This window comes from Bradyrhizobium sp. HKCCYLRH3097, assembly GCF_051167875.1.
In the GTDB taxonomy this organism is placed as follows: domain Bacteria; phylum Pseudomonadota; class Alphaproteobacteria; order Rhizobiales; family Xanthobacteraceae; genus Bradyrhizobium.
This window is the reverse complement of sequence record NZ_JBNPTX010000009.1, coordinates 240,811-266,440: the sequence shown is the minus strand read 5'-3', so window position 1 is coordinate 266,440 and position 25,630 is coordinate 240,811. Positions and strand designations below refer to the sequence as shown.

At 66.5% G+C, this 25,630-nt stretch carries 23 protein-coding genes and 1 tRNA gene; 8 read left to right on the top strand and 16 right to left on the bottom strand.

What is annotated here, in order from left to right; translation table 11 throughout:
• Window positions 1-164: 164 nt before the first annotated feature.
• The 5 genes from ACQR0U_RS22395 to ACQR0U_RS22375 form a co-directional block, all read right to left on the bottom strand.
• On the bottom strand, window positions 165-854 hold the full coding sequence (locus ACQR0U_RS22395) for a response regulator (RefSeq protein WP_434843825.1): 690 nt from the start codon (window positions 852-854) through the stop codon (window positions 165-167).
• Window positions 855-923: 69 nt separating this feature from the next.
• The gene (locus ACQR0U_RS22390) at window positions 924-2,135 is read right to left on the bottom strand and encodes a c-type cytochrome (RefSeq protein ID WP_434843826.1); all 1,212 of its coding nucleotides are present in this window, start codon (window positions 2,133-2,135) and stop codon (window positions 924-926) included.
• A gap of 142 nt (window positions 2,136-2,277) precedes the next feature.
• Complete coding sequence (locus ACQR0U_RS22385; RefSeq protein WP_434843895.1) at window positions 2,278-3,969, bottom strand: PQQ-dependent methanol/ethanol family dehydrogenase; 1,692 nt, start codon at window positions 3,967-3,969, stop codon at window positions 2,278-2,280.
• 1,125 nt (window positions 3,970-5,094) lie between these two features.
• Window positions 5,095-5,179 (bottom strand) — tRNA-Leu (locus ACQR0U_RS22380).
• Between the two features lie 136 nt (window positions 5,180-5,315).
• Window positions 5,316-5,609 (bottom strand): FliM/FliN family flagellar motor switch protein, encoded by a 294-nt coding sequence (locus ACQR0U_RS22375; RefSeq protein WP_409997775.1) that lies wholly within the window; start codon window positions 5,607-5,609, stop codon window positions 5,316-5,318.
• Between the two features lie 20 nt (window positions 5,610-5,629).
• Between ACQR0U_RS22375 and lipB the strand changes: the two genes are divergently transcribed.
• Window positions 5,630-6,352, top strand: a complete 723-nt coding sequence (gene lipB, locus ACQR0U_RS22370; protein ID WP_315754767.1) for a lipoyl(octanoyl) transferase LipB — start codon at window positions 5,630-5,632, stop codon at window positions 6,350-6,352.
• Between the two features lie 2 nt (window positions 6,353-6,354).
• Here the strand turns inward: lipB and ACQR0U_RS22365 are convergent, their stop codons facing one another.
• The gene (locus ACQR0U_RS22365; protein ID WP_315717716.1) at window positions 6,355-6,783 is read right to left on the bottom strand and encodes a tautomerase family protein; all 429 of its coding nucleotides are present in this window, start codon (window positions 6,781-6,783) and stop codon (window positions 6,355-6,357) included.
• Window positions 6,784-6,891: 108 nt separating this feature from the next.
• On the opposite strand from ACQR0U_RS22365, the gene ACQR0U_RS22360 reads away from it, so the two are divergent.
• A complete protein-coding gene (locus tag ACQR0U_RS22360) occupies window positions 6,892-7,749 on the top strand; it encodes a LysR family transcriptional regulator (RefSeq protein ID WP_315717715.1) in 858 nt (285 codons plus the stop codon).
• Between the two features lie 59 nt (window positions 7,750-7,808).
• Entirely contained in the window at window positions 7,809-8,855 is a 1,047-nt protein-coding gene (locus tag ACQR0U_RS22355; protein ID WP_434843827.1) for an AraC family transcriptional regulator, read from the top strand.
• A 16-nt stretch (window positions 8,856-8,871) separates the two neighbouring features.
• On the opposite strand, the gene ACQR0U_RS22350 is transcribed toward ACQR0U_RS22355, so the two are convergent.
• From ACQR0U_RS22350 to ACQR0U_RS22340, 3 genes are read right to left on the bottom strand one after another with little or no spacing between them, the layout of a single operon-like run.
• Entirely contained in the window at window positions 8,872-10,308 is a 1,437-nt protein-coding gene (locus ACQR0U_RS22350; protein ID WP_434843828.1) for a TIGR01777 family oxidoreductase, read from the bottom strand.
• Entirely contained in the window at window positions 10,305-10,964 is a 660-nt protein-coding gene (locus tag ACQR0U_RS22345; protein ID WP_316165058.1) for a DUF4166 domain-containing protein, read from the bottom strand. Before ACQR0U_RS22345 ends, ACQR0U_RS22350 begins: the two co-directional genes overlap by 4 nt.
• A 16-nt stretch (window positions 10,965-10,980) precedes the next feature.
• The gene (locus tag ACQR0U_RS22340) at window positions 10,981-11,541 is read right to left on the bottom strand and encodes a GbsR/MarR family transcriptional regulator (RefSeq protein ID WP_315717711.1); all 561 of its coding nucleotides are present in this window, start codon (window positions 11,539-11,541) and stop codon (window positions 10,981-10,983) included.
• A gap of 148 nt (window positions 11,542-11,689) precedes the next feature.
• On the opposite strand from ACQR0U_RS22340, the gene ACQR0U_RS22335 reads away from it, so the two are divergent.
• A complete protein-coding gene (locus ACQR0U_RS22335; RefSeq protein ID WP_315717710.1) occupies window positions 11,690-12,499 on the top strand; it encodes a class I SAM-dependent methyltransferase in 810 nt (269 codons plus the stop codon).
• A gap of 24 nt (window positions 12,500-12,523) precedes the next feature.
• On the opposite strand, the gene ACQR0U_RS22330 is transcribed toward ACQR0U_RS22335, so the two are convergent.
• The 5 genes from ACQR0U_RS22330 to ACQR0U_RS22310 form a co-directional block, all read right to left on the bottom strand.
• Window positions 12,524-12,826 carry an acylphosphatase gene (locus ACQR0U_RS22330; RefSeq protein ID WP_315717709.1) on the bottom strand — a complete coding sequence of 101 codons (303 nt, stop codon included), beginning with the start codon at window positions 12,824-12,826 and terminating at the stop codon, window positions 12,524-12,526.
• Window positions 12,823-13,689: an isocitrate lyase/PEP mutase family protein gene (locus ACQR0U_RS22325; RefSeq protein WP_434843829.1), complete on the bottom strand. Its 867-nt coding sequence runs from the start codon at window positions 13,687-13,689 to the stop codon at window positions 12,823-12,825. The genes ACQR0U_RS22330 and ACQR0U_RS22325 overlap by 4 nt, the downstream gene beginning before the upstream one ends.
• Before the next feature lie 181 nt (window positions 13,690-13,870).
• Window positions 13,871-15,886, bottom strand: coding sequence for an acetyl/propionyl/methylcrotonyl-CoA carboxylase subunit alpha (locus ACQR0U_RS22320; protein WP_315827872.1), 2,016 nt, complete (start codon window positions 15,884-15,886; stop codon window positions 13,871-13,873).
• Between the two features lie 156 nt (window positions 15,887-16,042).
• A complete protein-coding gene (locus ACQR0U_RS22315; RefSeq protein ID WP_315754780.1) occupies window positions 16,043-16,270 on the bottom strand; it encodes a hypothetical protein in 228 nt (75 codons plus the stop codon).
• 68 nt (window positions 16,271-16,338) lie between these two features.
• Window positions 16,339-17,466, bottom strand: a complete 1,128-nt coding sequence (locus tag ACQR0U_RS22310) for a zinc-binding metallopeptidase family protein (protein WP_315754782.1) — start codon at window positions 17,464-17,466, stop codon at window positions 16,339-16,341.
• A gap of 217 nt (window positions 17,467-17,683) precedes the next feature.
• Between ACQR0U_RS22310 and ACQR0U_RS22305 the strand changes: the two genes are divergently transcribed.
• The 3 genes from ACQR0U_RS22305 (at window position 17,684) to ACQR0U_RS22295 (ending at window position 22,825) form a co-directional block, all read left to right on the top strand.
• The gene (locus tag ACQR0U_RS22305) at window positions 17,684-20,149 is read left to right on the top strand and encodes a PAS domain-containing hybrid sensor histidine kinase/response regulator (RefSeq protein ID WP_315717704.1); all 2,466 of its coding nucleotides are present in this window, start codon (window positions 17,684-17,686) and stop codon (window positions 20,147-20,149) included.
• Window positions 20,150-20,271: 122 nt separating this feature from the next.
• Window positions 20,272-21,552 (top strand): MFS transporter, encoded by a 1,281-nt coding sequence (locus ACQR0U_RS22300; protein ID WP_434872253.1) that lies wholly within the window; start codon window positions 20,272-20,274, stop codon window positions 21,550-21,552.
• A gap of 22 nt (window positions 21,553-21,574) precedes the next feature.
• Window positions 21,575-22,825: an arsenic transporter gene (locus ACQR0U_RS22295; protein WP_434872252.1), complete on the top strand. Its 1,251-nt coding sequence runs from the start codon at window positions 21,575-21,577 to the stop codon at window positions 22,823-22,825.
• 47 nt (window positions 22,826-22,872) lie between these two features.
• Here the strand turns inward: ACQR0U_RS22295 and ACQR0U_RS22290 are convergent, their stop codons facing one another.
• The gene (locus ACQR0U_RS22290; RefSeq protein ID WP_434872257.1) at window positions 22,873-23,997 is read right to left on the bottom strand and encodes an FAD-dependent oxidoreductase; all 1,125 of its coding nucleotides are present in this window, start codon (window positions 23,995-23,997) and stop codon (window positions 22,873-22,875) included.
• Window positions 23,998-24,069: 72 nt separating this feature from the next.
• On the opposite strand from ACQR0U_RS22290, the gene ACQR0U_RS22285 reads away from it, so the two are divergent.
• A complete protein-coding gene (locus tag ACQR0U_RS22285) occupies window positions 24,070-24,750 on the top strand; it encodes a TetR/AcrR family transcriptional regulator (RefSeq protein WP_316165047.1) in 681 nt (226 codons plus the stop codon).
• 184 nt (window positions 24,751-24,934) lie between these two features.
• On the opposite strand, the gene ACQR0U_RS22280 is transcribed toward ACQR0U_RS22285, so the two are convergent.
• Window positions 24,935-25,429 (bottom strand): ferritin-like domain-containing protein, encoded by a 495-nt coding sequence (locus ACQR0U_RS22280; RefSeq protein WP_315737676.1) that lies wholly within the window; start codon window positions 25,427-25,429, stop codon window positions 24,935-24,937.
• Window positions 25,430-25,630: the final 201 nt, after the last annotated feature.

Below are 25,630 nucleotides of genomic sequence, written 5' to 3'. Positions count from 1 at the left end.
TGTCGCGGATCCGACATTCAACCAGCGTGCGGGCTGCGTCTTCGAAGGAACGTCAGAACCGGAGCATCAGCGATACCGCGTTGGTTGGCATCAATCAACGATCAAGACGCCATCGACGTCGCTACGCCTGCCGTGGCCGTGGAGTCGTGCGGCGCAACAATTCGCTACGGGTGCTTTCGACTCGAAGCGGTGCGCGATCCCTGCCGGTCGGCCGGCACGTTCAGCGCGATCTTGCCGATCTCGATGACGGCCTTGTTGCGGCTGAACAGACGGAGTTTTCTCAGGATCTCGGTGATGTGCGCCTTGACGGTCGACTCCGCAAGCTGAAGCTCGCTGGCGATTTCCCGGTTCTGATAGCCACGCCTGATCAGGTCGAGGACGCGAAGCTGTTGTGGCGTCAGCTCCTCGAGACGCGCCTGCAGCGCGCGAGATGACCCCTTCCCGTGGCGCTCGACGACGGGCACGAAGTCTTTCGGGACCGAGATCGAGCCGCTGAGCACGCGCTCGATCGCCGACGTCAGCTCACGCTTCGAGGTCGACTTCGGCAGATAGCCGGCCGCGCCGAGCGAAAGCGCCTCGCGCACGACGTTCTGGTCCTCTTCACTCGAGACGATCGCGACCGGAAGCCGCGGATACGCGGCGCGAAGCCGCTGGAATCCCGAGAAGCCCATGGCATCGGGCAGCGTCAGGTCGAGCAGCGCCAGGTCGATGTCGGGTTTCATTGCGAGGGTGGTGAGCGCATCGGCAATCGACAGCACCTCGAAGATCTCAGCGTCGGGATGCGCCAGACGCACCGCGTTGCCGAGCGCTTCGCGAAACAGCGGATGATCGTCGATGATCAGAAAGCGCGTCATGTCCGACCTTCACTCGCCGCCAGCACGTGCCGGGTGATCCGGCAGATCGTGTCGGCCGGTGTCCCTCCTTCAATTTGCCGTTTCTGACGACTGCACGGTCAGCAGGAACGTATAGATGCTCTCGAACTGGTCGTCGGTAAAGACCTCCTTCCAGGCGGGCATGCCCTTGGAGGGACGGCCTTCATGCACGGTGGTCCAAAATTTGTCGCGCATGTCCTCGCCGTAGCGGGTCCGCAGCCGTCGCAGGTCGATGCGCCGTTCCGCCTGCACGGCGTCGGGTCCGTGACAATGCGCGCAGGTGCCGTTGAAGATCTCTTTGCCCAGCGTCACCGCCTCGGTCTTCGACTCGCTCGCAGTCGAGTCCGAAACCCTCATCACGGCGGCCTCGGCGACCGGCTGGCGGAGAAGCTGAGCAGGGTCAGTCGTCGACGCCAGCCTGATCGGGCGCGGCACGGCGCCGAGCCTGATCGACGGCTCGCCCGGCATCCCGTATTTGGCCGCCAGCTCGGCGATCCGCGGTGCGAGCTGCGGCAGGGCGGCGTCGATCTGATCGCGCAATTGCGTGGAGCTCTTGGCAAGGCCGATCGCGGCATCCCAGGACAGACCGTCGCCCTCGACCGGCTGGATCCGGAAGCTGCTCTGGTAGATCGTCTTGTTCAGCCAGCCTGCAACCGGCCCCCAGATGAAGGCGATGTCGACCTTGCCGTGGGCCAGCGCCGCCAAGCCTTCGTCCGGTGTCAGCACCGTCACCTTCTCGATGTCGTCGCGCTGGGCCAGCAGATTTTGCGGCGTGGTCTGATATTGCACCGCGACCCGCTTGCCTCGGAGGTCGTCGATGCCATGGACGACCAACGTTCCGCGGCTGACGAGCGCGTAGGTCTCGGTCGCGATCTTCTTCGAGAAGATCACTGCCGGTCCCATGAAGTCCGCTGACAGCGGCAGACCGATCATCGCGTCGCACTGCTTGCCCAGCAGCGTCACGCGCACGGTTCGCTTGCCGAAATAGGATTTGTACCAGTCATACGTCACGGGGCGGCCGAGCTCACGCGACAGCGCCTGGCCGACCTCGACATAGAATCCCGGCTGCGTTGGATTGTCGCTCGAAAACGGAAGATTGGTCGGATCCGCACAAAGCCGCAGCGGCTCCGCCTCGTTGGCCAGGCTCGCCGCCGACGCGGCCAGCACGGTGGAGGCCACCAAGGCGACGAGAGCCGTCGCGCTTGCTGCCAGTTCGGCGGCGGCCCGCCAATTCGAGCCAGTCTGACGGCGATTCAGGCGCATCCTCGATCCCTCAGGTCTTGTTTATCTGTTTGTACGGCTCGGTCTCGCGGCCGGGCCGTCTTCGTCCGCTTGATGCGGATTGGCTGAACGCCGCGCGTGTCCCCGCGGCCGGGGCCACGCGCAGCCGTCGCGAGCGTTGCGGTTATTGGACCGCGAACACGAACAGAGCGCCGCCCTCGGGAGCAGCGTTCGTCATCTTCTTGCCGATCTCGCCCAGGAACGCCGGGATCGAGGCGGTGCGGCCGACGACGACGGCGACGTACTGCTTGCCGTCGACCGAATAGGTCACCGGACCGGCGCCGATGCCGGAGCCGAGATTCCTCTTCCACAGGATCTTGCCGGTCTTGGCGTCGATGGCGCGGAAGTCGCCGTGAAGATTGCCGGAGAACACCAAGCCGCCGGCGGTGCTCAGCGTGCCGCCGTTGAACGGAAGGTCTTCCTGGATCGACCAGACCTTCTTGTTGTTCACGGGATCCCAGGCGATGAGTTCACCGAGGAACCCGCCGGGGCCTTCCTTGGTCGGGAATTCCGCACCGAGATAGAACACGCCGCGCTTGTACGAGACGTCGCTGACCGACCAGTCCATGCAGACATTGTTCGCCGGGATGTAGACCAGACCGGTGTCCGGATTGTACGACATCGGCTGCCAGTTCTTGCCGCCGATCAGGTTCGGGCAGACGTCCTTGACGGGATGTCCGGGGCCCGGCCGTTTGTCCGGATCCTCGACCGCGCGCAACGTCGAGGTGTCCCATTTCTGCGCCCAGTTGGCGAAGACGTATTTCTCGGCCGAGATCACCTTGCCGGTCTCGCGGTTGGCCACGAAGAAGAAGCCATTGCGATCGGCCTTCATCAGCGTCGGGACAGCCGCACCGCCAACCTTGAGATCGGCGAGAATAGCCTCGTTGACGCCGTCATAGTCCCAGGCATCGGCAGGCGTGGTCTGGATGTGCCACTTGATCTTGCCGGTGTTCGGATCGAGCGCCAGTGTGGACGCCGTATACAGATTGGTCAGCTTGCCGAAATCGCCATTGCCGGTCGAGCGCACGGCGGTGTTCCAGGGACCTGGATTGCTGGTGCCCCAATAGACCGTGTCGCTCTTCGGATCGTAGGAGCCGACCAGCCAGGCCGCGCCGCCACCATGCAGGCCGGTGTCACCCTTCCAGGTCTCGCTGCCGGGCTCGCCGGGCGCAGGCACCGTGTAGGTCTGCCAGACCATCTTGCCGGAGTTGATGTCGTAGGCCTGCAGCGAGCCGCGCACGCCGTACTCGCCGCCGCCGAATCCGGTGATGACCTTGTCGCGCACGACCAACGGCGGCGAGGTGATCACCGAGCCCTGCTTGTAGTCCACCACCTTGGACGTCCACAGCTCCTTGCCGGTGGCGGCATCGAGCGCGGTCAGCTTGCCGTCGAGCCGGCCGACGAACAGCTTGCCGTCGGCATAGGAGATACCGCGGCTGTTCACGTCGCAGCAGGCATATTGCAGCGTATCGTCCGGAATGTCCGGCTCATAGGTCCATTTGCGCGCGCCGGTCGCGGCATCCAGCGCATAGACGTATTTCGGGCCCCACGACGTCGAGACGTAGAGCGTGTTGCCGATCACGATCGGCGAGGCCTCGTTCGAGCGTAGCGAGGCCAGCGAGAACGAATAGACCAGCGACAGCTTGCCGGCGTTCTCGGTGTTGATCTCCTTGAGCGGGCTGAACCGGGTGTTGCCGTAGTCATGCCCGGCCATCGCCCAGGCGCCGGGCTCGCTGGCGGCCTTCAGCGCCGAGTCGTTGGCGCGGACGCCCAGCGTGCCGGCGACAAGGAAGGCAACCATCGAGATGCCAGCCAAGAATCTCCTGCTTGTGAAGTTCATCAGTTCCCTCCGCTTATGTCTTTGTTGTGGTCGTATGGCGCGTGCGCCAGCCCCAAGATGAGCAGTCGCGCTGCAAGCAACGGGGCGATTACAGCATCAGCTCCGCCCGGCTCTCATAGGCGGAAGGTAGTAGGCGCAGGGGATCGGGGTTGAACGCCGATTATCGCGCCCTTTCAGCGACTTACCGGAATTCCATGACCTGCGGGCGGAAGGATCGTTGTCGCCATGATGAACGAGGCGCGCTTCTACTGCGCGGTCTCGTGGCCGCCCGGCGTCCTCGCGGTCGCCACACCGAGGGAAGCCCTCGCTCTCGAGATGACGCCTTGAACAACCCGGACCGAACGGCGGCATCGTTTAGTTCGGCGAACGCATCGCGGCACGCCCCCGCTCATCTGGCGATCATGGTTGAGCGATGACGCCACGCAGGCGCCGCAGGGTGGGCACGCGTCGCCTTCGGCGTCGCATTGCCGTCCCATGGCAGCGTCACGTGCGGCGGAGTCGGGGTGCACGGCGCGACAGACTCCGTCAGCGTCATCAAGCTGATTTGGCCCCGTCCAGACCTTCTGAAGAAAATAATCTTGTTGCTATTTTTCCGAATACGTGTTTGTGTATCGCTATCCTGGACCCGCCGAGAGGGGCGCTTCGCGATCGTCACGAGACGTGAGGTCTGGGGATGCGGTGGCCGCAGGCGTGCTGCAGCGGGCTCACGGGCTCGCCGACGAACGGCAGGTTTGCGGACGTGAAGACGCGTGGTCCTGGCGCCCCGATGCTGGCGCCAAGTCGTCGGGCGATGATCCCGAGGGCGACGGTGGCTAAAGAGCCGGACACCGGGGAGACCGCGACATAAGCGTGAAAACCATCGCGCGGGGAATGCCGGGATGTCTCGGCTGAACCTGTGGTTCCTGCCGCCTGCATTTTTTTCGCAGGCGGGCCATGGGTGCGGCCAGCGCCCGGCATTCCCCGCGCCCTCTCATTCTCGAGGGCGGAACGACCGGCACAACTCGGACGCCATCGCGCCGCGGGACCGTCGCCCGTCGCCCGAACGAAAGACGCGAGGCCGGAACAAACCGCAAACAGATTTGAAGTCTGGGGAGAGAGGGATGGTGCGCTCGGAGGGACTCGAACCCCCACGGTGTTACCCACTGCCACCTCAAGGCAGCGCGTCTACCAATTCCGCCACGAGCGCGAAGAAGAAGCCGGGGCCAGAGGAAGGGCGGCACCGGATCAGTGGCGCCCGTGTATCAAATCGATGTCGGGGGGACAAGGCCCGCTCTGCCCTAAAATACCGGATTGTGGACGGTTTTGGCGTGGGCCGGGGCGCGCTATCGCGACGTCGGCGTCGGCGAGCGCGGCAGCATCTGCTTGACCTCGACCGCGATGCGGTTGCGGTCGACCAGCACCACCCCATTTGCGATCGGCAGATTGTTGGCGAGCACCTTGACGTCGTCGGCCTCGGTGGCGTCCAGCTCGATGATGGCGCCGCGGGACAGGCGCAGAACCTGGTGGATGGGCATGGAGCAGGTGCCGAGAACGACCATCAGGTCGACTGTCACTTTATCGAGGGTTGACACTGCAGGACCACCGAAGTCACGACTGGATTTTCGTTGCCCAGACATCACCATGTTGTGGTTAGCCAATGGTTAACAGCCGCGAAACACTCGACCTGACCACCTTTGCTGGCCCCCCCGGCAACGCCGTGGCGTGGCGCATCTCCGATTCGCTGATCGACTACGCCCAGGCCACCGAGTTCATGGAGGCGCGGGCGGCCGCGATCGCCGCTCACGAGGCCGCGGAGATGGTCTGGCTGCTCGAGCACCCGCCGGTCTACACCTCCGGTACGTCGGGCAAGGCCGAAGACCTGCGCGATCCGCGCTTTCCGCTGGTGCCGACCGGGCGCGGCGGCCAGGTCACCTATCATGGGCCCGGCCAGCGGGTGGCCTATGTCATGCTCGACCTCAAGCGGCGCCGGCCGGATGTGCGAGCCTATGTCGCGGCGCTCGAGGAGACCATCATCCGCACCCTCGATGCCTTCAACGTGCGCGGCGAGCGGCGCGAGGATCGCGTCGGCGTCTGGGTCAAACGGCCCGACAAGGGCGAGGGCCATGAGGACAAGATCGCCGCGATCGGCGTGCGGCTGAAGCGCTGGGTCACCTTTCACGGCATCGCCATCAATGTCGAGCCGGACCTGTCGCACTTTCAGGCCATCGTGCCCTGCGGCGTGACCGATCCGCGCTACGGCGTCACCAGCCTGGTCGATCTCGGCCTGCCGGTGACGCTCGCCGATGTCGACATCGCGTTCCGGCAGGCGTTCGAGAGCGTCTTCGGCGCCGTCAGCGTCGCGCAGCCGGAGACGGCATGAGCTCACGCGGCGCCCTGCTGCGGCGGCACGTCGAGCTTCGCCGCGACATAGCGGCGCTCCTGGCTCAAGCCACCGAAGCCGTAGGCATCCGCCTTGACCTCGTCTACATGAAGGTAGGTCTCGTGATGCAGCGGGCCGATCAGCTCGGCCATGCGCGCGAACACTGCGGCCAGATAGGCGGCCTTCTCGTCCTTGGTGTTGGTGCCCTCGCTGACGTGAACGTCGATCCAGTAGCTGGCAAGCCCCTGCTCCGCCAGCGAGGCGCCGCCGGCGAACCAGTCCGCGGCATCCGCTTCCGAGACGATGACGGCGGTGACCTTGGGATCCTTGCGCAGGATCCGCGCCGTCAATTCGGTGACGGCGTCCGCGATGGCCTTTTTCAGCGACGGCGAGCGGCGCTGGCTGGCATAGACGATGTTGATCAACGGCATGGTTGGCTCCCGGTATCCAGCGCGTGGCTGCGCCTCGACAGCAAAGCTAGCCGCGCGCCTGTCATTTTGGTATCTTATCGGGATGGATATCAATGATAACGATCGCATATGACAGCCACGCTCGACATCGCGACCGTCCGCGCCTTTCTGCTGGTGAGCGAGCTGCACAGCTTCACCCGGGCGGCCGAGACGCTCGGCACCACGCAGGCTGCGGTCAGCCTGAAGCTGCAGCGCCTGGAAGCGCTGCTCGGAAAGCGGCTGGTCGAACGCTCGCCGCGCGCGGTCCGGCTCACCGCCGACGGCGCGGCCTTCGCCGAGAACGCCCGCGCGCTGGTTGCCGCACATGACCTCGCGCTGACCGGCGCTCCTCGTGCCCGGCCGCTGTTGTCGCTGGGGATCAGCGATCACGTCGCCGGCCCCGAGCTGGTGCCGATGCTCGAGCAGTTGCATGCTGCCATGGCGGACCTCGTCCTGTCGGTCAGCATCGGCTTCTCGCGCGACCTGCTCGACCGCTACGATGCCGGCAAGCTCGACGCCGTGATCGTCCGCCAGGAGGCGAGCCGCCGCGGTGGCGAGGCGTTGATCACGGACGAGTTCGGCTGGTTCGCAGCTCCCAGATTTCGTCTGCCGGCGGCCGGCACGCTGCCGCTCGCCACGCTCGCGCCGCCCTGTGGCGTGCGCAGCATCGCGGTCCGCGCGCTCGAGCGCGCCCGAATCAGCTTCAGCGAGACGTTCGTCGGCGGCGGAGTGACGGCCGTTGCGGCCGCCGCGCGGGCCGGTCTTGCGATTGCGCCGCTGGCCCGCCGGATCGCGCCCAGCGGACTGATCGATGTCGGAACGGATCTCGGCCTGCCCAAGCTCGGCCGCTCCAAGGTGATGCTGCATGCGAAGGCGGGCGATGCGGCCAAGCGCGCAGCCTTGCGCACGCTGGCCGCAGCATTCCGAAGCGCCGCGATCTCGAAGTAATTGACGCCCGCGGAGCCTGATGTAGCATGGATGAATAATCGGAGTTCAGGAGCAGCGGCTTGAACCGTCTCTTGACCGCAGCTGACCTCGTCAGCGCCCCAGCAAAGCCGAGCCCGGCCTCGACCGGCGCGACCGGCCTCGAACCATTGCATCGCCACGCGCTGATCCGAACCTCGAACGCCGACGTGCTGCGCGACCTCGCGGGGCGCCGGCTCGGCGCCGAGCGCGTCGACTTCAGGAACGCCGAGCGCTTCGAGGCGATCGTCAACCTGATCGAGCTCGAGACCATCGGCCTCGCGTTCGGCACCACGACCTGCGACATGGTCTGCGACCATCGCGCCGCCGATTTCATGAGAGTGCAGATCGCCCTGAAGGGACGCGCGGTCAGTTGCGCCCGCGGCGAGGCGACCGACGTCAATGAGCATCAGTTCGCAGTCGCGCCGGCCGGCGTGCCATGGCAGATGGCGTGCCAGGGTGGCCATCGGCGACTGACTCTGCGGCTCGATCCGCAGGCGCTGCGACGGCGCCTGACGGCGCTGGTCGGCGTGCAGCCGCGCGCCGACTTTACGATCGACCCTGCCATTCCGGCCGCCGATCCGCAGGCCCGCAACCTGATGCGGCTGCTGGATTTCCTGACGACCCAGCTCAACGAGCAGGATGCGGCGTTCCCCGCCGCGGTCTATCGCGAGCTGGAGGATGCGGTGCATGTCGCCTTCCTCTGCGCCAGCCGTCATCGTTTCCGCGACACGCTCCTGGATCCCTCCCCGATGCCGGATTTCGGCCTGGTCAAGCGGCTCGAGGACTACATCGAGGCGAACTGGCGCGAGCCGATCACGATCGAGCACCTGGCGCGCGAAGCCGGCGTCAGCGCCCGCTCGATCTTCCGTCTGTTCGAGCGCGTGCGCGGCTATTCGCCGATGGCCTTTGCCAAATCGGTGCGCCTGCGGCGCGCCCGCGAGATGCTGCGCTCCGGCGATCCCGACATCACGGTGGCAGCGGCCGCTGCCGCCTGCAACTTTGCCAATGCCGGACACTTCGCCCGCTACTACCGCGCCACGTTCGGCGAGCTGCCATCGGCGACGATGGCACGCGCCGAGCAACCGTGACGCTTTTTTCGACCGCTCACAGGATGGCTTCGAGCGCGCTACGCAGGCTCTGATGCCGGAACACGAAGCCGCTCGACAGCGCCTTGTTCGGCACCACGCGCTGGCCGCCGAGCAAAAGCTCCTCGGCGAAGTCGCCGCCGATCCGGCGCAGCAGGCCGGCGGGGACGCGCAGCAGCGCCGGACGCCGCAGGCAGCGCGCGAGTTCGGCGGTGAAGGCGAGATTGCGCACCGGCAGCGGCGCCGTCGCATTGACCGGCCCGGTGATGGCGTCGGTCGCGATCACATGCGCGATCAGCCGAACGAGATCGTCGCGCTCGATCCAGGACATCCATTGCAGACCGGAGCCGAATGGCCCGCCGAGGCCGAATTCGAACGGCGTCAGCATCCGCGCCAGGAAGCCACCGTCGCGGCCGACCACGAGCCCGATCCTCAGCAGTGCGACGCGGACGCCGTGCGCTTCGGCACCGCGAGCCGCTTGCTCCCAGGCGTCGCAGAGGTCATGGCTGAAGCAGGCATGCGACTTGGCGGATTCGGTCAGCGGCTGGTCCTGCCACAGGCCGTACCAGCCGATCGCCGAACCGTTGACCAAGACCTTCGGCTTGCGGTCGAGCCGCGCAATCAGGGATAAGACGGCTTCCGTCGTAGCCAGCCGGGACTGCAGGATCGTCGCGCGCCTGGCCGCGGTCCACGGCGCATTGCCGATCGGTTCACCGGCAAGATTGACGATCGCGTCGACACGGGTGTCGGACGCGAGCTGATCGAGATTGGTGATCAAGGTCAGCGGCGCCGGCAACATGGCGGCCTTGGCCGGGTCGCGGACCAGGGCGACGACGTGATGGCCGGCCGCGGTGAGACCGGCCGTCAGCCGCGCGCCGATGAAGCCGGTCGCGCCGGTGATGAGGATGGTCTGCGCCGGCGGCAGCGCCGCGACCAGCCCGGCCGCATCCGGCTGCGACATTCGCGCAAGGCGCCGTGCCGCGGTGAAGTCGCGCAGGCCGCACAGGGCAGCGCCAACCGCGGCGGCAGCCGCAATCCAGCTCAGCAGGCCGGCAAAGGCCGGCACGATCGCCGAGGGCTGCATCGCCCAGCCGATCAGCAGCGGCACCAGCAGCATGAGGATCGCGCCGTAGTTGATGGCGAGCAGCGTATGATTCACGCGTTCGCTCGGCGGCAGCTTGCGCGTCAGATCCTCCTCGACGAAATCGGTCAAGGTGATGCCGATCTCGGCCACGAGCACCGCGAGCACGAGGATTGCGAACAATCCATGCACCTCGCACCAGCCGATGACGGCGAACAGCAGCGCATAGAGCATATTGCGGACGCCGTGCAGCTTGAGCTCGCCCAGCTGCGACGGGCGCCAGGCCAGGCGCTCGGTGAACTCATGGTGATAGACGGTGTCGAACACGCCCATCACGATCTGAAGCGCAATCAGGGACCAGAGCAGCGGCGTCATGGTGCGGACTCCCGGAATACGGCGCTCTGGCGGATGATGCGCCCGAAGCGCGGATGGATGATCTCGAGCGAGAAGCGAAAGACGCCGCTGCCGAGATCGGAATGGGTGACGGTGAGGTCGCCGGGCGTGAGCCATGCCGGCAGCGCCCAGCGCCGCCCCGCGAAGTCGAACGTGTAGCCGGCGCTATGGAAATGAAGCGCGCCATCGGCGACGCCGACGCGCAGGCTCATGCTAAGGCCCCAGCCGAGATATTCCTCGAGCCCCGTCGGACCGGCGAAGCGCTTGGCGGAATGGATCACCTGCGGGAAGCCATGCGGGCGTCCGCAGATGCGCGTCCAGATCTGGCCGCCTCTCGCCGCGTCCTCCGTCACCGCGACGATCATCGGCACACCGATGTCTGCGTGCGTCGGCAGCGGCCCGCCGATCAGCCGCGCCAGATGCGCGAACCAGAAGCCGGCACGACTGATCTCGGCCTGATCGACCTCGCCGACATAGACGACGGTCGCGCCGTCGGCGAGTTTCTTGGAGAAGCGGCGCCAGATCGACACCGGCAGCCGCCCCCAATCCTCGGCGGACAACAGCGCACGAAACCTGTGATCGTCATGAAGCCGGGCGTTGGAGGGCGTTGAAAGTCCGAGATGTCCCATGGTCACCATGACGCCCTCCGCTCATCTACGACCTTGATCTTCCCGACGGCAGCAGATTTGCGATCTTCTCGCCGAGCTTGATCAGCGCGACGAGACGCGGCCGCGGCACCTTCAGCATCTGCACGTACCAGCGGTCGACCAGCTCGGTGAACGCCAGCATGTCTTTCAGCCGCCTGGCTGCGACCGTGCTGATCGCGGGATCGCCGGTCGCTTCCGCGACGCAGGCGCGCAGCGCAGCGATCGCGGGATCGATCTCGCGCTCCTTGCGGCCGGCCGCGATCCGCTGTGCGACCTCCCAGATGTCGGTCTCGGCCTCGAAATGATCGCGGCGGTCGCCGAGGATCGGCACGCGCCGGATCAAGCCCCAGGCGAGCAGCTCCTTCAGCGAGTTCGAGACATTGGAGCGGGCCATGCCGAGCGTGTCGGCGATGTCCTCCGCCGTCATCGGCTTCTCGGCGAGGTACAGCAGCCCGTGGATCTGGCTCACCGAGCGGTTCACGCCCCACCGGTCGCCCATGTCGCCCCAGTTGAGGATGAAACGCTCGACGGCGGGCGGAAGTTTTCGATGACCTGTAATTTCTGTCATGACAGAAATATCTGACGTACGAGGATGAATGTCAAGAGACCCGCTCTTGAACCGGGCTGGGGGCTGGCCCGACGGATGTTACGGCGCCCATTTTGCGCCTGCCGACCGCCCGGTTCCCCGCCTGCCCCCTCTGCAACAGGAGCAAGCCATGACGGCATCCGACAAGGCGTTCACTGGATCGATCCCACAGATCTACGATCAACTGATGGTCCCCTTGATCTTCGTGCCCTATGCGCTGGACCTCGCGCGGCGCATCGCGGCGTACCTGCCGCGCGACGTGCTGGAGACGGCGGCGGGCACCGGCGTGGTTACGCGGGCCCTGCATGCTCAACTGCCGCCGGAGGTCCGGATCACCGCCACCGACCTCAACGAGCCGATGCTCGCGCAGGCGAAGACCCATCTCGCCGCTGCGGACCGCATCGCATTTCATCAAGCCGATGCGCTGGCCCTGCCCTTTGCCGACGCGAGCTTCGATGCCGTCGCATGTCAGTTCGGCGCGATGTTCTTCCCCGATCGCGTCAAGGGCTATGCGGAGGCCCGCCGCGTGCTCAGGCCCGGCGGACGTTTCGTCTTCAACGTCTGGGACCGGATCGAGGAGAATGAAATCCCTCACGTCGTTCACGAGACGTTGCAGCAGGTCTTCCCCGAAAGCCCGCCGCAGTTCTTCACCCGGACTCCGCACGGCTATTTCGATGCCGGGCGGATCGAGGCCGATCTGACCGCAGCGGGCTTCACCGACATCGCGATCGAGACGGTGACGCATCGCAGCCGCGCGGCGTCGCCTCAGGACCCGGCCACGGCATTTTGCCAGGGCACACCGATGCGCGGCGAGATCGAAGCACGCGGCACGCCCGGCCTCGCCGCCGTGACGCAGGCGACCGCGGACGCGCTGGCGCGCCGGTTCGGCAACGGACCGATCGAGGGCCGCATCCAGGCGCTGGTGATCTCGGCGGGGTGAGCGGCGGGCTCGCGCGCCGTGTCGTTAGAGCGTCGGCAACACGGAGAACGCCTCGCCCGGCCGGCGCGGTTTGAGCTGATCGGCCGTCGCCGGGTTTTCCATCACGGCATCGACATGCGCTGCTGGCGGTCCCTCGCGGCAGGCTGCCAACACGGCGGCAACGTCGTCCGAGGGACCCGCGAACAACGCCTCGACACTGCCATCGGTGCGGTTGCGGACCCAGCCTTCGAGGCCGTTCAGGATGGCCTGGTCCTCGACCCAGGCACGATAACCCACTCCCTGGACGCGGCCGCGCACCAAGACGTGGACGATGGCGCGATCGATCATGATCCGAGCCCCAGAAAATCGCGCAGGCGCTTCTTCACATCCGCCTCGCGCATCACGCGTGCCGTCAGCTCCGCCGACGGCAGCCCCTTGAGCTGCTTCGGCGAGGCGCCGTCGCGGAGCGCCTTCAGCGTCTCATACACCGCCTGCGTCGCCGCGGCGATCGGCGCATGGCCCTGTAGCGCGACGCGGACACGGCGCGAGGCGAGATAGCCGAGATCGGACATCTCCTCCGGCGCGCCGCCGAGCACGATCGGCAGCGTCGTCGCCGCCGCGACCGCATCGAGTTGGTCGCGCGCGGTAATGCCGGTGAAGAACAGGCCGTCGACGCCGCAGGCCTCATACGCCCTGGCTCGCGCGATCGCGTCGTCGAGCGAGGTTATGGAAACGGCGCCCGTCCGTCCCAGGATGACCAGCGCGGGATCGTCGCGGCGATCGAGCGCGGCCTTCACCTTGCCGACCCCTTCGGCAAGCGAGATCAGTTGCGGCTTCGCTTCGCCGAAAGCCTGCGGCAGCAGGGTATCCTCGATGGTGAGACCCGCGGCACCGGCCGCTTCCAGTTCCTGCACCGTGCGGCGCACGTTCATCGCGTTGCCGTAGCCGTGATCGGCATCGACCAGCACCGGCAGCGCGGCAGCGCGCGACATTCGCCGCATCTGCTCGGCCAACTCCGTCAGCGTGATCAGCGCGATGTCGGGGTCGCCGAGCACGGCGAGCGAAGCAGCCGAGCCGCCGAACATGCCGAGCTCGAAGCCGAGGTCCTCGGCGATCCGGATCGAAATCGCGTCGTATACCGATCCCGGATGGATGCAGCGATCGCCGGCGAGGATCGCACGGAGCGCCTCTCGACGTGCACGGAAAGTCATCCTCGCCTCCTCTCTCCCGTCATTGCGAGGAGCCAACGGGTCCGCACAAAGCGCGGCCCGATGACAGGCTCCGCGACCAGGCAATCCGGAGTCGTCTCCCGAGCCCCGGATTGCTTCCGCCTTCGCCTACAGGCTTCGGCGGACAAAGTCGCTTCGTTCGCAACGACGTCGACTTCTGAGCTTACGCAAACTCCAGGATCAGCGCGTCCACCGCGAGCGTAGCGCCGGCTGTCGCGTGGATCTTCTTCACCGTACCGTCCTGCTCGGCGCGCAGCACGTTTTGCATCTTCATGGCTTCGACCACGGCGAGCGTCTCGCCGGCCTTGACCTCCTGCCCTTCGGTCACGGCGATCGAGACCACGAGGCCGGGCATCGGGCACAGGAGCTTCTTGCCGCTATCACCTGCGGTGACGACCGGCATCAGCCGCGCCGCGGTCGCCTCGGCTTCCGTGTAGACGTAGACCGGCGCTTCGACGCCCTGATGCGCGAGCCGCACACCGTTCGCAATGAGGCGCGTCTGCACGGCGATGGCCGCGCCATCGATGGTGCCGTGCCAGACCGCATCGCCCGGTTTCCAGTCCGACACCAACTGATGCGCCGGACCGACCTTGCCGTCGGCCCCGACGAAGCGGACCGTGATCGCGCCGTTCTCCCTGGTGATGTCGAGCAGGATCTCGTCACGCCCGAGCCACACCGCGCGGCGGCCCTGTCGCTTCACAGGCCGGCCGATCATCTGCTGCGAGATCTGCCGCTTGCGCTCGCCGAGCACGTGGTCGATCGCAGCACCCACCGCCGCCAGCCGGCGCGCGATCTCGCCTTCCGGCGCACGCGCGGCAAAGCCCTTGGGAAACTCCTCGGCGATGAAGCCGGTCGACAGCCGGCCCTCGCGCCAGCGCGGATGGTTCATCAGCGCCGACAGGAACGGGATGTTGTGGCGGATGCCATCGACATAGAACGCATCGAGCGCGGTCGACTGCGCCTCGATCGCGGCAGCCCGCGACTCCGCATGGGTGACGAGCTTGGCGATCATCGGATCGTAATAGATCGAGATCTCGCCGCCCTCCTGCACGCCGGTGTCGTTGCGCACGGTGATGCCGTCAGCCTTGCTCTCGGCCGGCGGGCGATACTTCACGAGGCGGCCGATCGACGGCAGGAAGCTGCGGAACGGATCTTCCGCATAGACGCGCGATTCCACCGCCCAGCCGGTCAGCGTCACGTCCTTCTGCGCAAGCGAAAGCTTCTCGCCGGCGGCGACGCGGATCATCTGCTCGACGAGATCGATACCGGTGACGAGCTCGGTCACGGGATGCTCGACCTGCAGGCGGGTGTTCATCTCGAGGAAGTAGAAGCTCTTGTCCTGGCCGGCGACGAACTCGACGGTGCCGGCGGAGTCGTAGTTCACGGCCTTGGCGAGCGCGACCGCCTGCTCGCCCATCTTGCGCCGCGTCTCCTCATCGAGCAGCGGCGACGGCGCCTCCTCGATGACCTTCTGGTTGCGGCGCTGGATCGAGCATTCGCGCTCGCCGAGATAGATCACGTTGCCATGCTTGTCGCCGAGCACCTGGATCTCGATGTGGCGGGGATCGACGATGAACTTCTCGATGAAGACGCGATCGTCGCCGAACGAAGCCTTGGCCTCGGCCTTGGCGAGATTGAAACCCTCGGCGACCTCGGCGGTCGAACGCGCGATGCGCATGCCCTTGCCGCCGCCGCCGGCGGAGGCCTTGATCATCACGGGGTAGCCGATCTCGTCGGCGATGCGCACGGCGTGCTTGTCGTCCTCGATGACGCCGAGGAAGCCGGGCACGGTCGAGACCTTGGCCTTGGCGGCCGCCTTCTTGGATTCGATCTTGTCGCCCATGGCGGCGATGGCGCCGGGATTGGGGCCGATGAAGACAGTGCCGGCCTCGGCCAATGCCCGCGGGAAAGCCTCGCGCTCGGACAGGAAGCCGTAGCCCGGATGCACCGCCTCGGCGCCGGTCTTGCGGCAGGCCTCGACGATGCGGTCGATCAGGAGATAGCTCTCGGCGGCGGCGGGCGGGCCGATCAGCACGGCGTCATCGGCCATCTCGACATGAAGCGCATCGCGGTCGGCTTCCGAATAGACCGCAACGGTTCGGATTCCCATGCGGCGGGCGGTCTTGATGACCCGGCAGGCGATCTCGCCGCGGTTCGCGATCAGAATGGTTTTGAACATTTCTTGCTTGATACCTTTGGGCGGGCTCCCCGCTCGTGGCACAGGCGTAACACCGCGAGCTTGACCGGTTCGTCTATACCAAAATCGCCCGCGCGCAACCCGCCTCTCGTTCCGCCCCTGCCGTCCGGCGAGGCATGCCAGCCGTGTCCCCTGCCGTCAGCCGGAATAGCTGTGGAAACGTCCGCGGGCATAGGCGTGCGACACCGCCTTCATCAGCTCGCCGACCTCGGTCTCGAGGAAATCGTTCGCAACGATCAGGGCACGAATGGCCGCCCGCGGATCGCCTTCGCAGGCAGCGATGGCCTCGTCCACGGCGGCCTCCAGCGCGAGGTCTTCGCTGTCCGCGGCTTGAGCATTGGTCTTGGATTGCGATCTGGGCTGCATGCGCGATGACGGTCCTCGCTCCGGTCACGCCTTCATGTTCACTTTATGTTCTCAAGAGTCAAGGCGGATCACGCCGCCCCGATCTCTTCCTGCTGCGGCTCGGCCTGTGGCTTTTCGGGAGCCAGAGCGACAGACTCTTGCTGTGCACCCTGCCGCACCAGGCGGTGGATGAAGCCCAGCTTGCCGATGACCGGCGGCGTCAGGATGAAAGGATAGAGATCCCGCGCGCCCATCGCTCGCGCGACGCTGTTCATCGCAAAGGTGAACGGCAGCCAGGCGTTGACGATGGTGTCGAAGTCCTCCGCGACGTACGGATCGAAGGTGACGCGCGCCGTCAGCCCGCCGATCTGGTCGGCGGGCGGATCGATCTCGATACCGAACTCGGAGGCCATCTCCAGCGTATCGACGATGTGGAGGTAGTGCGCCCAGGTCTCGGCAAAATCCTCCCACGGATGTGTGGTGGCGTAGGCCGAAACGAAATTGTCCTGCCAGTCCACCGGCGGCCCCTGATCGTAATGCCGCCTCAGCGCCGCGCCGTAGTCCTGGGTATCGTCGCCGAACATGGCCCGGCATTCCTCGAGCCTGCCGGCATCGCGCACCAGCACGTCCCAGAAGTAGTGCCCGACCTCGTGGCGAAAATGACCGAGCAAGGTCCGGTACGGCTCGCCCATTTCGAGCCGGCGCCGCTCGCGCTCGAAATCGTCGGCCTCGGCCAGAGCGATGGTGATGAGGCCGTTGTCGTGGCCGGTCAGGACCTTCTGCTGACCGGCGGGGTCATCGGCAAGGAAGTTGAAGATCAACCCGTGCCCGGGATCCTCGATCCGTGTCTTCACAGGGAGTTTCCAGCGGATCAGCGAATAGAACAGCCGGTGCTTGGCCACCTCCAGCTCTCGCCATCCGGCGAGTTGCGCGGGATCAGACAGATTGGGAATCGTACCGTTGTGCCGGCAGGCGCGGCAGAAGCCCGAAGTCTCGCCGATCTCGAGCAGCCAGTTGCAGGCGTCGTGCTCGGCATTGGCGCAGAAGAAGCGCCCCGTCCCGTGGTCGGCGAGCGTCCGAAAGCCCTCCTCCGCCGGCTCGATCGCCGACAGGATCTGGCGCTCCGGCATGAAGGCGAGCTGATGGCCGCAGCGCCCGCAGCTGCGATTCTCGAAATACAGGATGTTCTTGCAGGCCTGACAGACGAAGAGCTTCACAGCGTGGACCTTCGTGTTGCGGTGTTCAGGGCCTGACGACGCACGACAGTAACAGTCCGTTCCGGGAGCACGGAACTTTTTATCTGCCCTCACGTTCACGTCATGCCGGCGTTTGCCCGCCATAATCTCTGGTCAGTTTGCTTTCCTTGGTCCCAATGTCGCCACGCTTCCGAACACCCGCGATGGAATGCTGCTCGCCACATCAGTGCAGGTCAGCATGAACAGCGCGGATGCGCCCAGAGACGAAGTGAGGCCGGAGGCTGCCGCCGATGCGCTGCGCCAGCATATCGAGGAGATAGCGCGCGATCGCGATGAGGCCTATCGCGCGCTGCAGGAACGCGAGGCGGAGCTCGCGCGCATCCAGCGGATCGCCCGGGTCGGCGGCGTCGAGGTCGACCTGCGCGAAGGCTACCGCAACCGCCGCTCCCCCGAATACCTGATCATTCACGGCCTGCCGCCGGAGGCTGTCCACGAGACTCACGAAGACTGGGTCAGACGCGTGCATCCCGACGACCGCGTCAAGGCCGAGCAGGACTTCATTGCTGCAGTCAAGAGTAAGCAGGAGGACTACACCACCGAATACCGCATCATCCGTCCCAGCGACGGCGAGATCCGCTGGGTCCGCGTCATCGCCCGCATCGAGCGTGACTGGAACGGCCGCGCGATCCGTCTGGTCGGCGCGCATATCGATGTCACCGACCAGATGCTGGCGCAAGCCAAGCTGCGCGAGAGCGAGGAACGCTTCCGGCTGATCGCCGACAGCGCGCCGGTGCCGATCTGGGTGACGAAGCTCGACCGCACCCGCTCCTTCGTCAATCGCGCCTATATCGATTTCCTCGGCATGTCCCCTGACGAGGCGCTGGCCTTCGACTGGCGCAAGGTGCTGCATCCCGAGGACCTTCCGCGCATCCTCGAGCAGCAGCAGTCGGGAGAGCGCTCGCTGAAGCCGTTCTTCCTCGAGGCACGCTACCGGCGCGCCGACGGGGAATGGCGCTGGCTGCGATCGGAATCGCAGCCGCGCTGGGATGCGAACGGCAAACATGTCGGTTTCATCGGCGTAGCTCACGACGTCACGGCCGCCAAGCAGGCCGAGATCGAGCTGCGCCGCATCAACGAGACCCTCGAAGAGCGGATCAGGGAGCGCACCGCCCAGCTCGAGGCCAATGAAGCGCGCATGCGCGCGATCTTCGACACCAGCAATCAGTATCAGGCCATCCTCGACGTCGAGGGCCGCGTGATGCATGCCAACCGCATCGCGGTCGCCGGCATGCGCGCCGGTGAAGTGAACGTCATCGGCCAGCCGCTCTGGGATGCGCCCTGGTTCACCCATACGCCGGGCGTGACCGAGATGCTGCGCAAGGCGTTCGCCCGCGTTCTCGCCGGCGAGAGCTTTCGGACCGAGATGCGGCTCGACTTCGCCAGCGGCCAGCGGCATTTCGAGCTTTCGATGCGGCCGCTGTTCGACCAGCATGATGTCGTGACCGGCGCGGTCGCCGAGGCGATCGACGTGACCGAGCGCATCCAGGGTGAGGAGCTGTTGCGGCAGTCGCAGAAGATGGAGGCGATCGGCCAGCTCACCGGCGGCGTCGCACACGACTTCAACAACCTGCTCACCATCATCCGCTCGGCCACCGACTTCCTGCGCCGCCGCGATCTTCCCGAGGAGCGGCGCCGGCGCTATGTCGATGCGATCTCGGAGACGGTGGAGCGCGCCTCGAAGCTGACCGCGCAGCTCCTGGCCTTCGCGCGGCGACAACCCTTGGCGCCGCAGGTGTTCAATGTTGGCGAGCAGGTCGAGAGCGTCGTGCAACTGATCCGTCCTCTCGTCGGCAGCCGCATCCAGATCGAGCTCGCGGTCACGGACAGCGGGCTGTTCACCCTCGCCGACGTCGCGCAATTCCAGACCGCGCTCATCAATCTCGCCGTCAATGCGCGCGACGCCATGAACGGTGAAGGACATCTGAAGATCGGCGTGCAGCGGACCGAGAGCATCCCGGCCTTGCGTGGCCAGAGCACCCGGCCCGGTGCCTTCATCGCGATTTCGGTCGCCGACACCGGGGGCGGCATCGCGCCTCAACATCTCAACGCAATCTTCGAACCCTTCTTCACCACCAAGGAGGTCGGCAAGGGCACGGGTCTCGGCCTCAGCCAGGCGTTCGGCTTCGCCAAGCAGTCCGAAGGCGACATCGCGGTCGACAGCCGCATCGGCGACGGCGCGACCTTCACGATCTATCTGCCGCAGGCCACGGCTCCGCAATCCGGCACGGAAGCCGGCTCCGCGCGCATCGAGCCGGCGACCATCGGGCGCGGCTACCGCGTGCTCGTGGTCGAGGACAATGACGAGGTGGGGCAGTTCTCGACCGAGCTGCTCGAGGATCTCGGCTATGTGACGCGCCGCGTCGCCAATGCCGCCGATGCGCTGGCAATCCTGGCGAACGACGAATTCGCGGTCGACCTCGTGTTCTCCGACGTCATCATGCCCGGCATCAACGGCCTGGAGCTCGCCGGCATCATCCGCGACCGCTATCCCGGCCTGCCGGTGGTGCTGACATCCGGCTACAGCCACGTGCTCGCGGAGAACGCCCATCACGGCTTCGAGCTGATCAAGAAGCCCTATTCGGTGGAGTCGCTGTCGCGCATCCTGCGCAAGGCGATGGCCGAGAAGGCGCCGCTGCCGCGCTGAGTAGGTAGTGCGCGCTTCGCGCGCCCCGGAATGCCACGTGGACGGAGTGGGTCACACCGAGGGCCCTGCGGAACCAAATGGCGTACACCGCTGTTGCGATGGATCACGCGCAACGAGGCGGCATGGCGGACTTCGATAGCGGCAAGGACCTGGCCCGCGCCGGCCATGCACTCGACACCACCAATTTCTTCCTGGCCGATGTGCGTGACGGGCTCGGCCCTTATCTCGCGATCTATCTCCTGACCGAGCAGAAATGGGACGAGGCCTCGATCGGCGTCGTGATGTCGCTCGCAACGATCGCGGGCATCGTCGCGCAGACGCCCGCCGGCGCGCTGGTCGACGCCACCAGGGCAAAACGGCTGGTCATGATATCAGCCGCGATCGTCGTCACGGCCGCTTCGCTGCTGTTACCTCTCATGACCAGCTTCTGGCCGGTCGCGATCTCGCAGAGCATCGCCTATGCCGCCGGCGTGATCTTCGCGCCGGCGATCGCGGCGGTGTCGCTCGGGATCGTCGGCGCCAAAGCCTTCACCGCGCGGGTCGGCCGCAACGAGACCTTCAACCATGCCGGCAACACGGTCGGCGCCGTCATCGCCGGCGCTGCCGCCTACGCGCTCGGACCGTCGGCGGTGTTCTATCTGATGGCGGTGACGTCGGCCGGTAGCCTCATCAGCGTGCTCGCCATCCCCGAGCGCGCCATCGACCATGACGTCGCGCGCGGACTGGCGCATCAGGCGGAGGGCAATCGCCCGAAGCGGGGCGAGCAGCCCTCGGGCCTCAGCATTCTCCTGACCTGCCGTCCGCTGCTGATCTTCGCGGTCTGCGTCGCGCTGTTTCACCTCGCCAACGCCGCCATGCTGCCGCTGGTCGGCCAGAAGCTGGCGCTGCAGGACAAGAATCTCGGCACCAGCCTGATGTCGGCCTGCATCGCCGCGGCCCAGCTCGTGATGGTACCGATGGCGCTGCTGGTCGGCGTCCGCGCCGACCGCTGGGGCCACAAGCGCTTCTTCCTGACGGCGCTGCTGATCCTGCCGCTGCGCGCGGTGCTCTATACGCTATCGGACGACAAGGCGTGGCTGGTCGGCGTGCAGCTGCTGGACGGCGTCGGCGCCGGCATCTTCGGCGCGATCATGCCGGTGATCGTCGCGGACCTGACGCGCGGTACCGGACGCTTCAACATCGCCCAGGGCGCTGTGATCACAGTGCAGAGCATTGGCGCGGCGCTGTCGACCGCGCTGGCGGGCCTGGTCGTCGTCCATAGCGGCTACAACGCCGCATTCCTGGTGCTCGGCGCGGCGGCCGCGCTCGCCGTGATCGTATGCTGGCTGCTGCTTCCCGAGACCGGTGGAGCAGAGGCCGCGCACCCGAATGCGGCGCCCTCGCCCGCTATCCCCGCCGAATGATTTGCTCTATCGATCCCTGATCATGTCCCTGCACGATACCTGGCTCGCCTACGCCATCATCATTCCCGCCACCGCTGGCGTCATCATCCGCCCCTTCCGGCTGCCCGAGGCCGTGTGGGCCGTCGCCGGCGCGATCCTGCTGGTCGCGCTCGGCCTGCTGCCCGTCGCTGAAGCGCTCACCGGCATCCGCAAGGGCGTCGACGTCTATCTGTTCCTGATCGGCATGATGCTGATTGCCGAGCTGGCGCGCCGCGAGGGCCTGTTCGACTATCTGGCGGCCTATGCGGTGGAGCATGCGCGCGGCTCGCCGCAGCTCCTGTTCCTGCTGGTCTATGCGGTCGGCACCCTGGTCACCGTGCTGCTCTCCAACGATGCCACCGCGATCGTGCTGACGCCGGCCGTCTATGCCGCCACCCGCGCCGCCGGCGCCTCGCCGCTGCCCTATCTGTACGTCTGCGCCTTCATCGCCAATGCCGCGAGCTTCGTGCTGCCGATCTCCAATCCGGCCAATCTGGTCGTGTTCGGCGAACGCATGCCGCATCTCACCGAATGGCTGCGCCAGTTCACCCTGCCCTCGATGGCCGCGATCGCCCTGACCTATGTCGCGCTGTGGCTGACCCAGCGCCGCGCGCTCCGTGAGGAGACGCTGCGCACCGATGTCGAGAAGCCGCACCTGAGCCGCGAGGGCCGGCTCGCCGCGTTCGGGATCGGCGCCATCGCAGCGGTGCTTCTGACTGCCTCGGCGCTCGACGTGCAACTCGGCCTGCCGACCTTCGTCTGTGGCGTCGTCACGGCGACCGCGATCCTGCTGGTCAGCCGGCAATCGCCTTGGCCGACCATCAAAGGTGTGTCCTGGGGCGTGCTGCCCCTGGTCGCCGGCCTGTTCGTGATGGTCGAGGGTCTGAATCGCGCCGGAGCGATCGGCCAGCTCAGCGCCTGGCTGCATCAGGGCGTGGCCGGCTCGCCCGTCGGTACGGCCTGGGCGGCCGGCCTGATCACTGCGGTGGCCGACAACATTGCCAACAATCTTCCGGTGGGACTGGTCGCCGGCTCGGTCGCCGCCAGCGACCACCTGCCGCATGAGGTCATCCGCGCGATTTTGATCGGCGTCGATCTCGGCCCCAACATCTCGGTGACCGGCTCGCTCGCCACCATCCTGTGGCTGACCGCCTTGCGGCGCGAAAAGATCGAAGTGTCAGCTTGGCAGTTTCTCAAGGTTGGACTTGTGGCAACGCCGCCAGCGCTGATCGCGGCGCTGGCCGCAGCGATCTGACATCGATGTGATGGCGGTGGGCACGGTGACGAAGGCGGGAGCCCGCCCTACCTCTCCAGGGCACCGTTGAAGAAGTCGACGAGCCCGAATGGTGCGCTGTCGCCGAGGCAGAGCTTGAGGATTTGATGCGCGCCTGCGGCCGCCGACGAGCTGCGCGGGAATAGCGCTGCTTCGTAGATGGCGAGTGCCGCTTCGATGTCGCCGGGGTGGGCAGCGATCGCCTTGCCGAGCTCGGCGCCGTCGAACATCGCCAGGTTCGCGCCCTCGCCCGCCGGCGGCGCCAGGTGCGCGGCATCACCGAGAAGCGTCACCCCAGGCACACGGTCCCACCGATGGTCGTTCGGAAGCGTGTGGATCATGCGCGGGACCGGCGGGGTTTCGCCGTCGGTGATCAGCGCGGTGAGCGCAGGCGCCCATCCGTCGAACTCGGCCGCAATTCGCGCCGTCGCGGCGGCAGCGTCCATGAAGTCGATGCCGGCGATCCACTCGGCGGAGCGGTTCAGCGCGACGTAGGCGTGAAGAACCTGTCCTGCCTCACGGTGCGCGCAGATCCCCTGTCCCGGAGCGAGCGCGAACAATGCGCCGCCGCCGACCGCCTCGGCCGCCGCGGTGTGCCGCTCGTCGGCGTCATGCAGGTAGGTCTCAATGAACGTCGTGCCGACATATTCCGGCTTGGCGGCCGACAACAGCGGCCGAACCTTCGACCAGGCGCCGTCGGCGCCGACCAGGAGGCTCGTGACCACGCTCGACCCGTCCGCGAATCTCAGTTCATGCCTGTGGTCGCCGAGAGGCAGGGCGCCGGTCAGCTTCTTGCCCCACCGGATCGTCTCATCTGGAAGGGAATCGAGAAGAAGCCGCCGCAGATCGCCGCGCAACACCTCGGGGCGTCGACCGTCATCGGCCTGTGCGAGCAGCACCGTGCCATGTGGGTCGAGCACGCGCGAAGCCGCGCCGCCGTCATGGATGATCGCACGGAACGCGTCGATGAGGCCGGCGTCTGCGAGGGCACGTTGCCCGTCGTGCTCGTGAATATCGAGCTGGCCGCCTTGCGTCCGAGCTTCCGCGGACGGCTCCGCCTCATAGATCGTCGCCGGGACGCCGTGGACATGGAGGACGCGTGCGAGCGTGAGGCCACCGAGGCCCGCACCGACGATCGTGACGGGTGTCGTCATCATCTGCCTTTCAACCGGCCTGGAACACCGTTCCACAAAACCGGATTGGAACAACGTTCCAATCATGTCAAGATGATGGTCATGGCGACCAGATCAATACGGACGGAACGGCGCGCGGACGCGCTCTCGAAGGAGAAGATCGTCGAGGCGGCGATCGAGATCCTGGACGCCGGCGGCGAAAGCGCTCTGACCTTCCGCGCGCTCGCGGCTCGGCTGGCAACCGGGAGCGGGGCGATCTACTGGCACGTCGCCAACAAGAGCGACTTGCTCGCAGCGGCCACCGATGACGTCATTGCCCGCGTCATGACCGGCGTCGGCGGCGATGCCGAGCCGCGACAGGCAATCCGTGCCGTTGCGCTCGGGGTGTTCGATGCGATCGACGCCCACCCGTGGGTCGGCGCCCAGCTTTTCCGTGAACCGTGGCGGTCCGCGATGCTGCAGATCGTGGAAAGCGTCGGCGGACGGCTCCAGACGCTCGGTGTCCCCGAAAGAGCCCTGTTCGATGCCGCGTCTGCGCTGGTGAACTACATCCTCGGCGTGGCCGGGCAGAACGCCGCGAACGCCCGCCTGCTGCCGCGCGAGACGGACCGCGCGGCGTTCCTCGGATCGGTCGCCGCGCAATGGGCGCAGCTCGATTCCGCCAAGTACCCGTTCGCCCATCGCGTGGCGACGGACCTGCGCGAGCACGACGACCGCGAGCAGTTTCTTGCCGGCATCGACCTCATCCTGGCCGGGATCGGAACCATCCGATAGGCAGCGACCGACTTGCAGCCCCTGCTTCGTCAGAACGCAGGGAAAGACGCAACCGGCGGGAGAAGATCGAGGTCGGCACCTTGGCAGGCTCCAACCAGCCTCCAAAGGTGCGACTCGTGACGACGCCGCCGGCGCTGGTGGCACGCCGGCGGCGGCGTTGTGGTCACGACGATCGACCTGACGATCAGGCCGCAGCTTCGTAGTTGACCGCGGTCTCAGCGATCTTGGTCAGCGTCTCGTCGGTCTTCCGCTCTTCATTCAGCGTCTGGTCGAGCAGCTTGGCGGCTTTCGGCAGGTTGAGCTTGAGGGCCCAGGCCTTCAGGGTGCCATAGCGCGACATCTCGTAGTGCTCGACCGCCTGCGCTGCAGCAAGAAGGCCGGCGTCGAGCGCCTGTGTCCCCTTGTACTCGTCCATGATCTCCTTGCCCTCGTCGATGATGCCCTCGATCGCATCGCACTTCTTGCCGCGGGCGGGCTTGCCGATCAGCTCGAAAATCTGCTCGAGCCGCTCGATCTGGCCTTCGGTCTCGTCGTGGTGCTTCTCGAACGCCGCCGCCAGCTTCTCCGACTGCGCCGCCTTGGCCATTTTCGGCAGCGTCTTCAGGATCTGCTTCTCGGCGTAGTAGATGTCCTTGAGGGTATCGAGGAAGAGCTCGTTGAGGTCTTTGTCGGCAGGCATGGTGTGCTCCTGTTGATTGTGAGCCGACAACCAGAAAGCCATACCCTAGTTCCTGCCACCGACGAGCCCGCCGCAAGAAAATCCTGTCCTGAGCGCTGCCGGCGGCCTCCGAGCCTCTTGTAACAAAACTGTCACCCGGCAAAACTAAAGCTCTTCCCTGCGGCGAGACGCCGCGATTCCGCCGAATGCCTTCAGGAGTTT